General features: G+C 54.4%; 10 protein-coding genes. All 10 read right to left on the reverse strand.

Going from position 1 to position 12,508, the window contains the following annotated elements:
* Window positions 1-30 precede the first annotated feature (30 nt).
* On the reverse strand, window positions 31-1,515 hold the full coding sequence (gene der, locus BS640_RS05250) for a ribosome biogenesis GTPase Der (protein ID WP_017490179.1): 1,485 nt from the start codon (window positions 1,513-1,515) through the stop codon (window positions 31-33).
* A gap of 304 nt (window positions 1,516-1,819) precedes the next feature.
* Window positions 1,820-3,001: an outer membrane protein assembly factor BamB gene (bamB, locus tag BS640_RS05255; protein ID WP_084912127.1), complete on the reverse strand. Its 1,182-nt coding sequence runs from the start codon at window positions 2,999-3,001 to the stop codon at window positions 1,820-1,822.
* Window positions 3,002-3,012: 11 nt separating this feature from the next.
* A complete protein-coding gene (locus tag BS640_RS05260; protein WP_084912128.1) occupies window positions 3,013-3,633 on the reverse strand; it encodes a YfgM family protein in 621 nt (206 codons plus the stop codon).
* A gap of 13 nt (window positions 3,634-3,646) precedes the next feature.
* Entirely contained in the window at window positions 3,647-4,921 is a 1,275-nt protein-coding gene (hisS, locus tag BS640_RS05265; protein ID WP_084912129.1) for a histidine--tRNA ligase, read from the reverse strand.
* Window positions 4,922-5,071: 150 nt separating this feature from the next.
* On the reverse strand, window positions 5,072-6,193 hold the full coding sequence (gene ispG / locus BS640_RS05270; RefSeq protein WP_017490183.1) for a flavodoxin-dependent (E)-4-hydroxy-3-methylbut-2-enyl-diphosphate synthase: 1,122 nt from the start codon (window positions 6,191-6,193) through the stop codon (window positions 5,072-5,074).
* A 69-nt stretch (window positions 6,194-6,262) separates the two neighbouring features.
* A complete protein-coding gene (gene rodZ, locus BS640_RS05275) occupies window positions 6,263-7,255 on the reverse strand; it encodes a cytoskeleton protein RodZ (protein ID WP_017490184.1) in 993 nt (330 codons plus the stop codon).
* A complete protein-coding gene (pilW, locus tag BS640_RS05280; RefSeq protein ID WP_139802774.1) occupies window positions 7,245-8,006 on the reverse strand; it encodes a type IV pilus biogenesis/stability protein PilW in 762 nt (253 codons plus the stop codon). Before pilW ends, rodZ begins: the two co-directional genes overlap by 11 nt.
* Before the next feature lie 62 nt (window positions 8,007-8,068).
* A complete protein-coding gene (gene rlmN / locus BS640_RS05285) occupies window positions 8,069-9,304 on the reverse strand; it encodes a dual-specificity RNA methyltransferase RlmN (RefSeq protein ID WP_017490186.1) in 1,236 nt (411 codons plus the stop codon).
* A gap of 239 nt (window positions 9,305-9,543) precedes the next feature.
* Window positions 9,544-9,969: a nucleoside-diphosphate kinase gene (gene ndk, locus BS640_RS05290; RefSeq protein ID WP_017490187.1), complete on the reverse strand. Its 426-nt coding sequence runs from the start codon at window positions 9,967-9,969 to the stop codon at window positions 9,544-9,546.
* 184 nt (window positions 9,970-10,153) lie between these two features.
* The gene (gene pbpC, locus BS640_RS05295) at window positions 10,154-12,499 is read right to left on the reverse strand and encodes a peptidoglycan glycosyltransferase PbpC (RefSeq protein WP_084912130.1); all 2,346 of its coding nucleotides are present in this window, start codon (window positions 12,497-12,499) and stop codon (window positions 10,154-10,156) included.
* Window positions 12,500-12,508 lie beyond the last annotated feature (9 nt).

A 12,508-nucleotide genomic window follows, 5' to 3' on the forward strand; every position in this document is an offset into this window, starting at 1 on the left:
AGTTCTGTTTATCGCGTTAAAGGGTCGCGATTATTTTTTCTTCAGGTGCGACATCAGCCGTTTACGCTTACGCATCTGGTTTGGCGTCAGGGTATTACGCTTGCCTTCAAACGGGTTCTCACCCTCTTTGAACTGGATACGGATTGGCGTACCCATGATTTCCAGTGAACGACGGAAGTAGTTCATCAGATAGCGCTTGTAGGAGTCGGCCAGGTCTTTCACCTGATTACCGTGGATAACCACGATTGGCGGGTTATAACCCCCGGCGTGGGCATATTTCAGCTTCACGCGACGGCCGTTGACCAGCGGTGGCTGGTGGTCGTCTGCCGCCATCTGCATAATACGGGTCAGCATCGAGGTGCTCACACGTTTAGTCGCGCAGTGGTAAGCCTCGTTGATTGATTCGAACAGATTACCTACGCCGCTGCCGTGCAATGCGGAGATGAAGTGGATACGCGCGAAGTCGATAAAGCCAAGACGCAGGTCCAGGGTATCTTTCACCGCATCACGCGCTTCCTGAGACATTCCGTCCCATTTGTTCACCGCGATAACCAGTGAGCGGCCGCTGTTGAGGATAAAGCCGAGCAGAGAAAGGTCCTGATCGGAAATACCTTCGCGTGCGTCAATGACCAACAGCACCACGTTGGCGTCTTCAATCGCCTGTAGGGTTTTGATAACCGAAAACTTCTCGACGGTTTCTGTGATTTTACCGCGCTTGCGCACACCGGCGGTGTCGATCAGCACGTATTCACGCTCGTCACGGACCATCGGAATGTAGATGCTGTCACGGGTGGTGCCCGGCATGTCGTATACGACAACGCGGTCTTCACCCAGAATACGGTTGGTCAGCGTTGACTTACCGACGTTTGGACGGCCCACGATCGCGAGTTTGATAGGCAAGGTAGTCGGGTCGAAGTCTTCTTCAACGTCGGCCGGGATCTCGTCTTCGTTCTCGCCCAGTTGCTCTGCCCAGTAAGCGGCGTTGGCCTCTTCTTCGGTCAGCTCGACTTGTTCAGGTTTTTCACCGACGAACGGCACCAGCACGTGCTCGATAAGCTGCGTTACGCCGCGGCCGTGAGAGGCTGCGATAGCATAGACGTCGCCCAGACCGAGAGAGTAGAAATCTGCGGTCGCGCTGTCTGCGTCGAGACCGTCAGTTTTGTTGGCAACCAGGAAAGTGGCTTTTTCACGGCTGCGCAGATGCTGGGCAATGCCCTGATCCGCAGGCATCACGCCCGCACGAGCATCCACCATGAACAGCACGATATCTGCTTCTTCGATTGCCAGCAGGGATTGACCCGCCATGCGAGTTTCAACACCGTCTTCGGTACCGTCGATACCACCGGTATCAACAATAATGAATTCGTTGCCCTCGATTTCGGCACGACCATACTTGCGGTCACGCGTTAGCCCGGGGAAATCCGCCACCAACGCATCACGCGTCTTGGTCAAACGGTTAAATAAGGTGGATTTACCCACATTCGGGCGCCCAACTAGCGCGACGACAGGTATCATTTTTGAAGCCTCATTTTTTTATAGCCGATAAACATGCGTAACCCGACGGGCTACAACATCCAACCGCTATAATGCAAATCATTAAAATTCAATTTCTTACAACAGAAAAGGGGTAACCATTCTTGCTGTTTTTAGAATACGAAACGGCCCCTGAGCAATTCAGGAGCCGTTTAATGGCGTAGCTATTATACCCGCATCTTAAATCATTTGGGCATATAACCAAAGCATATACCCAAGTAATTGACGCTGTAGCCAGGGTGCGTGAGCAAAGCCAACGCAGCTACAGCGTCCAGGACGCAGGGGATTAACGCTGGAAGGAGTAAACCTCGCCGCCTTTAGCCTGCACAACCAGCTTGTCGCTTGCCACAATCGGCGCGCTCAACAGGCCAGAGGAGTCCACTTTCTGTTGGGCGACAAAGCGACCATCATTGGTGTTCATCCAGTGCAGATAGCCTTCAGCATCGCCAACCACCAGATAGCCGTTGTACAGCACTGGAGCGGTCACCAGACGGTGAAGCAGTGCGCTTTGCGTCCAGATAGTGACACCACCCTGGGTGTTGAGTGCCATCACGCGGTCATTCTGGTCGACCATGTAAATACGGTCACCGTCGATCACGATGTTGTTAACCGAACCGACGTCACGCTTCCACATGATCTGACCGGAGCGAAGGTCCATCGCCACCAGATTGCCGTTGTAGGCAACGGTGTATACGACGCCGTTAACGATAACAGGCGTGGTATCGATGTCGCTCAGACGGTCGATTTCGGTCGCACCGCTTGGCTCAGAAATACGTTGCTGCCAGATCATCTGGCCTTCTTTCAACAGCACCGCGCTGACGCGACCGTTGTCACCGCCAACGATGGCAGCCCCAAAGGCAACGGCTGGCGCCGATTCACCACGCAGGGAAAGCGTTGGCATATCGAGGTTGGCGCTCCACGCGATGCTACCGTCTTTCTGGTTCAGCGCCTGCAGAATACCGTTGCTGGTGTGAATCAAGATCAGACCGCCGCTGACTACCGGACGAGAAATGGCTTCACCGGCTACGGTTGTTTTCCACGCCAGCTTGCCGTCAGCGGTGTTCAACGAGTAAACGACGGCTTTTTCGCTGCCAATATACAGGTTTGAACCGTCAACGGTCACGCCGCCAGAGAGCTCGGCGGAGATGTTGCTAGAGAAGAAGCCCGGGTTTTCGGACAGGTCAACCTTCCACTTCTCTTTGCCGTTGCTGGCGTCCAGCGCCTTCACGATACCAAAACGGTCGGCGGCGTAAATGGTGTTGTCTTGCCAGGCCGGATGCAGGTGAGAATAATACTGACCTACGCCATCACCCACGGAAGTGCTCCACACTTCGGTCGGCGTAAACTGATTTTCAACTTTTGGCAGCGGGGACATTTTAACGACGTCTTCTTCGCCGCCAAACAATGAACAGCCGCTCAGCAGGGCAACAGAAACCCATCCCACCAAGAGTGTTTTACGCAATTGCATCGGGGTTCCCCTTAGCTGGATAAGTTATTCAATTTCATACGCAGCAAAGTCTGCAGCGTTTGAGATGGCTTGGAATCAAGGCCTTTACTGTATGCATCCCTGGCACCTTTGGTATCGCCCTTCGCCAGAAGAACGTCACCGCGGACCTCTTGTTGCATCGCCATCCAGCCGTCGCCCTTGACGTTGTCGAGGGTTTTCAGCGCGTCATCCAGCTTGTTTTGTTGCAGCTGAACGCGTGCCAGACGGTAGTTAACCAGTGATAATAAGTTTTCGTCTTTAGTCAGCTGGCTCGCCTGCGTCAGTTGTTTTTCGGCATTAACGAAATCTTTGGCCTCAACGAAGTGATCGGCCAGCTGCAAGGCAGCAAAAACGCCATAACTGTTGCTGTTGGTCTGAGCAAACTTCTCTAAATTGGCCACGCCATCGGCTTTGTTAGACGTCAGCGCAGTGCTTGCCTGCTGATAAGACGCCGAGGCTTCGGTCAGAGCGGTGTTCTCATGAGTCTGCCAGTAATGCCAACCGCCTAAGGCAGCAATACCCACGACGACGCCAATAGCCAGCGCTTTACCATTCTCGGCAAAGAAGCGGCGGACGGCATCAACCTGTTCATTTTCAGTGGTATAGACTTCCACGTGGTCCTTCTCCTTAACCTAACATCGAGGCCAGACGCACAGCCAAATCGCTCTGCGCCAGCGTTTCTTGCTCACCACTTTGCAGATTTTTAACGACGACCTGCTGAGCCGCGACTTCGTCCTCGCCTAATACCAGGGCGATACGCGCCCCCCATTTGTCGGCACGGGCAAACTGCTTTTTAAAGTTGCCGCCGCCGTAGTTAGTCATGACTTTCAGCTCTGGCAGTGCGTCACGCAGTTTTTCAGCCAGTTGCATCGCCGCGCCCTGCGTGCCCGAACCGGAAGAAATCACGTAAGCATCGACCGTTGGCGGCGCCTTGAAATCAGGATTAACGGCCTGAACCAGCAGCACCAGACGCTCAAGACCCATGGCAAAACCTACTGCCGGGGTCGCACGCCCGCCAAGCTGCTCAACCAGACCGTCATAGCGACCGCCGCCACAGACTGTCCCCTGCGCACCAAGACTGGTGGTTACCCACTCGAATACGGTACGGTTGTAATAGTCCAGACCGCGTACAAGACGTTGATTGACCGTATATGGGATACCTGCGAGGCCTAAAAGTTCACACAGACCTGCAAAGTGTTCGCGAGATTCTTCGTCGAGGTAGTCCGCCAGCTCCGGTGCATCGTTCAGTAATGCCTGAACCTCTGGATTTTTAGAGTCCAGAACGCGCAGCGGGTTGGTATACATACGACGTTTAGAGTCTTCGTCGAGCTTTTCAATATGTTGCTCAAGGAAGGCGATCAGCGCATCACGATAGTTGGAGCGCGCTTCCAGTGAACCGATAGAGTTCAGCTCGAGGGAAACGTGCTCGGCGATGCCCAGTTCACGCCACCAGCGGGCGGTAAGCATGATAAGCTCTGCGTCGATATCTGGACCCTGTAGGCCAAACACTTCGACACCCAGCTGATTGAATTGACGGTAACGGCCCTTTTGCGGACGCTCATAGCGGAACATGGGTCCGACGTACCACAAACGCTGTTCCTGATTGTACAGCAGACCATGCTCGATGCCGGCACGAACGCAGCCAGCGGTGCCTTCAGGGCGCAGGGTCAGACTCTCGCCGTTGCGGTCCTCGAAGGTATACATCTCTTTTTCAACCACGTCGGTGACTTCACCGATCGCGCGTTTGAATAACGGGGTCTGCTCTACAATCGGCATACGGATTTCGCTGTAGCCGTAGGTGCCAAGGACTTGCTTGAGCGTACCTTCAATACGCTGCCACAGTGCAGTGTCTGCTGGCAGATAATCGTTCATGCCGCGGATAGCCTGGATGTTCTTTGCCACGTCAGTTCTCTATCTTTTTTTATAAAAATGAACCCGATTATAGGGGTTTTGTATCCTGAGGTTCAATGCGGATACGTCAACGCCTCATATCGGGTTCAGTCTAATTCAGCCCAAAGGGCAGGCGCGCTGGCAATGCAGCGCGAGCTCAGGTTACTTTTCGAGATGATTGATAACGATGCGCTTACTTTGATCCATCAGGGCCGCTTTGGCGCGGATCTTCGCTTCAAGCTGATCGATCATCAGCTCATTATCAAAACGCTCTCTTTGACGAACGCCGTCTTCGTAGAAACCACTCTTGTTATGACCGCCGGTCACGCCCAAGGTAGAAACCAGCGCTTCACCCGGACCGTTCACCACACAGCCGATGATCGAGATGTCCATCGGGGTGATGATGTCTTCAAGACGCTGTTCCAGCGCGTTGACGGTGCCTATCACGTCGAATTCCTGACGAGAACAGGTCGGGCAGGCGATAAAGTTAATCCCGCGCGAGCGAATACGCAGCGACTTGAGGATATCAAAGCCAACCTTCACTTCTTCTACCGGGTCCGCCGCCAGTGAAATACGCAGCGTATCGCCGATACCTTCAGACAGCAGCAGGCCGAGGCCGATCGCTGATTTTACCGAGCCGCTGCGCATGCCACCGGCCTCGGTGATACCGAGGTGCAGGGGCTGCACGATTTGCTTGGCCAGCAGACGATAAGATTCGACGGCCAGGAAAACGTCAGACGCCTTAACGCTGACCTTGAACTGATCGAAGTTCAGTCGGTCGAGGATATCGACGTGACGCATCGCTGATTCCAGCAGGGCCTGAGGCGTAGGTTCGCCATATTTTTCCTGGAGATCTTTCTCCAGTGAGCCGCCGTTCACACCGATACGGATAGGAATATTTTTGTCGCGCGCGCAGTCAACGACTGAACGAATACGCGATTCATTACCGATATTGCCCGGGTTAATACGCAGGCAGTCCACGCCGTATTCGGCAACCTGCAAGGCGATGCGGTAGTCGAAATGGATATCGGCAACCAGCGGAACGTTAACCTGCTGTTTGATGTGCTTGAAGGCTTCAGCAGCGTCCATGGTTGGAACAGAAACACGAACAATGTCCACACCGACGCGCTCAAGGGCTTTAATCTGAGCGACGGTTGCGGCGACATCGGTGGTGCGGGTGTTGGTCATTGATTGCACCGCGATTGGTGCACCATCACCGACAGGCACCTTGCCGACGTAAATCCGGGTTGATTTGCGACGGGTAATGGGTGCTTGGTTATGCATTTGTACTCTCCATCGTTGCGATCGTCCTGGCCTGCCCTCTTGCAAGGGCAGGCCAGAGTCAAGACGCTGTTACTGAGCGGCTAAAGTCAGACGAGCAACACGGTTTGATTTAACAAAACGGCTTAGATCAACCGGCTTACCTTGGTATTGAATCTCGACGGCACCAGGTGCACCGATTTTCAATTTATACGGCGCTTTACCTTTCAGGTTTAGCGTTTCTCCGCCTTTCTTCACGCCGCTGAACAATGTTTTTCCGGAAGCGTCGTTAACCTGCAACCAGCAGTCTGCTTTGAAAGTCATTGCCACAGCGTCTGCATCAGCCGCAGTGGCGCTAGCCTGTGCATCACCGGTTGGCAATGCAGAAGACGGAGTCTCAGCCGAGTTCGGCTGGCTTGTAGTGTCCGCAGCCGGGGCCTGAGTCTGCGCTGGATCCGCGTTTGCAGCGGTATCTGGCGTCGTATTCAGCGGCACAGCGTTTTGCGCCTGCGTAGCCGCAGCGTTGCCAGAGGCAGTCGCTGGAGCAGCAGGTTGGGCTGCGGTTGTAGAAGATGCGCTACCGGTGTTCAAGGGAATTGACTGCCCCTGAGCATTATCCTGGTTTAGCTGTGCGGTAGATTGGTCCGCCATATTGGCAATCTCTTCCTGCTGCGCCTGATGGTTTTGCCACCACCATGCGCCGGTCAGGCCGAGCACCACGAAAACTATCAACCAGGTAAAGCCCATCAGCCAGCCATCACGCTTTTTGCGCGACTTGCGTAACGATACGCCCTGCATAGAAGCCACTTTTGGCACATTGATTGGCGCCTGCTTGCCAATTAACGATGCCAGTTCCTCTTCAGGAACGTGGACCAGTTTTGCGTAAGAGCGGATATAACCGCGCAAGAAAGTCGGCGCCAGGTCGGTTGGCGTATTTCCTTCTTCGATTTGGCGAATAGTCGAAAGCTTCAGGCAAAGACGTTCTGCCACAGCCTGATGGCTGAGTCCCAACTGCTCACGAGCTTGACGCAGGCGCTCACCCGCGGTCACTTTAGTACTTTTATCTTGAGTGGCTTCAGTATTCATTAGCTAAGAACTGCTGGTACTGTTGGGATTGTGGAAAATTCCGCGCAAGCTGCTTGCCGTAACGTTGAACGTTGTCCGGTTTGCCTGCTAACGCCGCGAAACGAATTTGTAACATAAGACTGTCAGCGCTGGCTGGCAGAACATGTTGATATACATCCAGTAATACTTGCGCGTCGGCGCGATTCCCTGCTTTAAACTGCCCGTTGGCTTGAGTCATCAAAGGCGTGCCTTTGTCAGGATCGTTTTTCAGCGCCTGACTCAACAACACTTTTGCTTCATCATACTGATTAGCCTTCAGAAAACAGTAGCCTGCATTTTCAAGACTGTCAGCTACCGGACCGGAATCAGGTAAACGGGCAGCGATGCTAAACTGCTGTTGTGACGGTACATACTGCCCTAAACTACACAAAAACGCACCGTAATTATTCAGGACAGTTCCATTTTGAGGGGCGAGCTTTAACGCTTGCTGGTAGCGGCTTTGCGCGGCGTCGTTATTGCCGTTTTTTTGCTCATACAATGCCATTCCCAGCTGGTTACGATAATCCTGAGGCGAGGCGTCGACCGCCTGTTGCAGATTGGCCTTTGCCGCAGGCATGTTCCCCTGCGACAAATACTCCATTCCCAACTGAAGTTGGGTTTGAGGCGCGCCCGAGGCGGCCTCGACCGGCGGTTGCTTTGAACCCGAACAGGCCGCCAGAAGACAGACTGCCGCGCTCGCGGCGAAGAACCCTTTCCACTGCATTATCGCCATATTAAATCCTTTTACCCTTCTACCGATAAGAAGACCCATGCAAGCTCAGAACCACGATCTATTTATACGCTTTTAACCATAATAGATTCACCGGCCATTTTTTTCTTCAAAGTACGTTTGGTACGGTCAATAACTTCGCCCGCCAGCTGTCCGCAGGCGGCATCGATATCGTCGCCGCGCGTTTTACGCACGATAACGGTAAAGCCGTAGTCCATCAGCACCTTGGAGAAACGGTCGATGCGGCTATTGGAGCTGCGACCGTATGGCGCCCCCGGGAAGGGGTTCCATGGGATCAGGTTAATCTTGCACGGCGTATCCTTCAGCTTTTCAGCCAGCTCGTGCGCGTGCTCGGTACCGTCGTTGATGTGGTCAAGCATAACGTATTCAACGGTAACGCGACCCTGATTAGCGTTAGATTTCCCCAAATAACGATTAACGGCAGCCAGAAAGGTGTCGATGTTGTATTTGCGGTTGATCGGCACAATCTCGTCACGAATTTCATCGTTCGGTGCGTGCAGGGAGATAGCCAGCGCCACGTCGATCATGTCGCCCAGCTTGTCCAGCGCAGGAACCACACCGGAAGTAGACAGGGTCACGCGACGTTTTGACAGCCCGAAACCGAAGTCGTCGAGCATGATTTCCATCGCGGGAACCACGTTGTTCAGGTTAAGCAGCGGCTCACCCATGCCCATCATCACCACGTTGGTGATTGGACGAGTACCGGCAACTTTTGCCGCACCGATAATCTTCGCGGCACGCCAGACCTGACCGATGATTTCAGAAACGCGCAGGTTGCGGTTAAAGCCCTGTTGAGCGGTTGAGCAGAAAGTACATTCCAGCGCGCAGCCTACCTGTGAGGACACACACAGCGTGGCGCGATCGCCATCAGGAATATAAACAGTTTCAACCTGCTGATTGCCGACCTGGATAGCCCATTTGATGGTGCCATCTGCAGAACGTTGCTCAACGGCAACTTCCGGAGCACGGATTTCGGCAACGCTCGCCAGCTTGTTACGCAGCGTTTTATTGATATCGGTCATTTCCTCGAAATCATCGCTACAGTAATGGTACATCCACTTCATGACCTGATCCGCACGGAACGGTTTTTCACCCATTTTGATGAAAAACTCGCGCATCTGTTTGCGGTTCAAATCCAGAAGGTTAATTTTGGCGCTCACCGGGGCCGCTGATTTCTCAGCTAATTCTGCTTTAGCAGCATTTTCAGCGCGGATGACGTTCAGGGAGTCGATTTCAGACGAGCTGAGAACCGGAATATCTAATTCGATGGTACTGGACATATTTTTATTGGCCTCGTTGTTACACGTTATGGCTCGAAGGAAGTGCGGGCCTTAAATCGCCCACGAATGCTCATTGCTCAAACCACTACAGAAATAATGAAACGCCCCAAAGAGTAAAACCCTTGGGGCGCAACATTGTACAAATTTTAAGGCGAGGTGGCTATTAATGAAAGCCAGCTAATACAAATTTATTGTATCAGCCAATTAGCGTAGTAAACCGACCTAAACCTAACTTCTTATTAACGAGCGCAGATTTCGCTTTCGTCGAAGAAGTAAGCGATTTCGCGCTGTGCAGACTCAACCGCGTCAGAACCGTGAACGGCGTTAGCAGTGAAGCTGTCAGCGTAATCAGCACGCAGAGTACCCGCCAGAGCGTTGTCTGGGTTGGTTGCGCCCATGATGTCACGGTTACGCTGAACGGCATTTTCGCCTTCCAGAACCTGAACAACAACTGGACCAGAGGTCATGAACTCTACCAGACCGTCGAAGAATGGACGACCTTTGTGCTCAGCGTAGAAGCCTTCAGCCTTTTCTTTGCTCAGACGGATCATTTTAGAAGCGATGATCTGGAAGCCAGCACGTTCGAAACGCGCAGTGATAGCACCGATGTCGTTGTTAGCTACGGAGTTTGGCTTGATGATAGAGAAAGTACGTTCGATAGTCATAAAAAAACCTCTGTCTGACTTTAGAGTTTGTGCAGGTCGATTAAATGTTAACACTGCCGGAAAATGGCGCCGATTATAGGGGGCTAAGTAACGCTTGCCTACAGGAATAACAACATTTGATTAAAAAAATGTGTCACTGATTCACTTTGTGGCGCAAAGGCCTCATTTTCTATAAACAAAATCATTAATCAAGGGTGAAATTGAGCGTACTAACCTGACTGCTCTCATCCAGCACCGACAGTTGATACTGGCCCGGCTGGCTTAGCGTGGCCTGAAAGATTCGATTGTCGGCGCCGTTCTCCACCTGCTCGCCATTGAGGAACCACCAACGTCTCCCAGCCCCGCCCTGCGACTCGATTCGCAGAGAGAGACTGCGTTGCCCCGGCAGAGGCTTGAGGATCGCGTTATCGCGTATTCCCAATAGCAAAAGCGGCTGTACTGCAGATTTGCCCAGCGGCGGGCAGCTCGCGTCATGCGGCGGCAAACGCTGACTACGGTGCTCTTCGGGCGGCAGCCAGGGTTCGAGCGGCGTCGGCCATAGCGCCACCTGAGTAGCGTGAGAATTCGGGCAGTTGGCCGCGACCTGCTGGCCCTGTGAATTGACCCACAGCGTAATCAGACTCCCGGCCTGCGACTCCTGCCCAGGCGCTGGGAGCGTGGGCGGCAGCGTGCCGTCGAGCGTCCAACTTTGGCGCTGCTGGCGGCAGTTGGTGTCACCCGCCTTGAGCGGCTGTCCGCCGGGCCAGCACAGCGTGGCAATCCCAACCGATGGCGGACGCGGGTCACTCACCGCCATCTTCAGGCTGTAACGCGCAGAGCTGACCAACAAATTGTTCACCTGATTGAGCAGCGGCACTGCCGTAGCATAGCCGAACTGACCGGCAACCGGCGTGGCATCAGGGCGCCCTACCCACACGCCGATGATATATCCCGGATTCACCCCCATCGCCCACGCATCGCGATAGCCGTAGCTGGTGCCCGTTTTCCATGCCAATGGAACCGTGCCGGGCAACGTATTGTCGGGTTGCGGGAGTGCCTGCCCGCCCAGGATACGTCGGATAATCCATGCCGCTCCCGGCGACATCAACCTGCGTTCGACCAAAGGCTGTTGAGGTTCAAAGCGTAATCTGGCGACCTTACCGCCCCGCGCCAGCGCACTGTAAGCCTGTGCCAGTTGGTCTAGCCGCGATCCTGTGCCACCCAATATGACCGCCAGACTGGGGTCACTGTTAGCGGGAAAACGCAGGTGAATACCGGCGTTGCGTAAATTCGCAGTAAAACGTTTTGGCCCGTAAGCATCGAGCAGTTGCACAGCAGGGAGATTGAGCGACCTGACCAACGCTTCGCTGGCGCTGACTGGCCCATGAAAACCGGTGTCAAAATTGCCCGGACGATAATCCCCGAAGCGCCTTGGTACGTCTTGTAACAGCGACTCCGCAGTTATCAAGCCATCGTCCAGCGCCAGCCCATAGAGGAAAGGCTTGAGGGTTGACCCCGGCGAGCGCCATGCGCTGACCGTATCGACTTGCCCAAAGCGGCTGCTGTCTTTGAAATCGACCGAGCCAAGATAGGCCTTTACCGCCATCGTCGAACTTTCAACCACGATAACCCCGACGGAGGTTTTCGCCGGCAGCTGGTTTTTCCAGCCTGCCGCCAGCTCCTCAAGCTGCCTTTGCAGATTAGCGTCGAGCGTTGTGGTCACGATGGTGCGGTTATTATGGCTAGTGAGCCTTCTCGCCAGCAGCGGGGCAAGCTGTGGCACCTGACGCGGGGCAAGCCAGATGGACTCCTGACGAATCTCGTCGACGCGCCTCTGCGGCCAGACGTGATACTCCGCCAGTCTGGAGAGCACCTTGTCTCTTGCGGCACGAGCGCGTTCGGGGAATCGGTCGGGACGCAGCCGACTCGGTGCCTGCGGTAAAACGGCCAGCAGCGCCGCCTCGCCTGGCGTTAGCTCAGAAGGCGGTTTGCCCAGATAGGTCCAGCTGGCCGCCGCTATGCCCTGTAAGGTACCGCCGAAGGGGGCACGATTAAGATAAATTTCAAGAATTTGCGATTTCGACAGCGTCCACTCGAGCTGGAGAGTACGGGCAATCTGGCGCAGTTTGCCCGCAAAAGTGCGCGGATGGGGACAGATAAGCCGCGCGACCTGCATCGACAGCGTACTTCCGCCTGAAACGATGCCGTCGTGATGAATATTTTGCCAACTGGCACGCAGCAGCGACAGCGGATTAATGCCGGGATGATCCCAGAACCAGCGGTCCTCGTAGGTCAACAGCGCCTGCAAATAGTACGGCGAGACCTGATCCAGTTTAACGGGATAACGCCACACACCCTGTGCATCGGCATAGCGCCAAAGCGGCGTACCGTCCTCTGCGGTCACCACTCTCGCGACCGGCAGCTCTTGCAGAGGCAGTGGCCAGATACGGTTTGCCGCCCACAGCAGCGCGCCTCCCGTCAGTATCAGCAGGAAAAAAAAACGCGCGATTCTCAGCCAAAAGAAGCCGCGCTCACCGCTGAGACCTTTCATTGCCCGGGA

The sequence above is a fragment of the Rouxiella badensis genome, assembly GCF_002093665.1.
GTDB classification, from domain to species: domain Bacteria; phylum Pseudomonadota; class Gammaproteobacteria; order Enterobacterales; family Enterobacteriaceae; genus Rouxiella; species Rouxiella badensis.

Coding starts and splice junctions, on each gene's coding strand:
- ndk (WP_017490187.1), bottom strand. CDS start 9,969: ATGACTATCGAACGTACTTTCTCTATCATCAAGCCAAACTCCGTAGCT.
- pbpC (WP_084912130.1), bottom strand. CDS start 12,499: ATGAAAGGTCTCAGCGGTGAGCGCGGCTTCTTTTGGCTGAGAATCGCG.
- rodZ (WP_017490184.1), bottom strand. CDS start 7,255: ATGAATACTGAAGCCACTCAAGATAAAAGTACTAAAGTGACCGCGGGT.
- pilW (WP_139802774.1), bottom strand. CDS start 8,006: ATGGCGATAATGCAGTGGAAAGGGTTCTTCGCCGCGAGCGCGGCAGTC.
- bamB (WP_084912127.1), bottom strand. CDS start 3,001: ATGCAATTGCGTAAAACACTCTTGGTGGGATGGGTTTCTGTTGCCCTG.
- der (WP_017490179.1), bottom strand. CDS start 1,515: ATGATACCTGTCGTCGCGCTAGTTGGGCGCCCGAATGTGGGTAAATCC.
- ispG (WP_017490183.1), bottom strand. CDS start 6,193: ATGCATAACCAAGCACCCATTACCCGTCGCAAATCAACCCGGATTTAC.
- rlmN (WP_017490186.1), bottom strand. CDS start 9,304: ATGTCCAGTACCATCGAATTAGATATTCCGGTTCTCAGCTCGTCTGAA.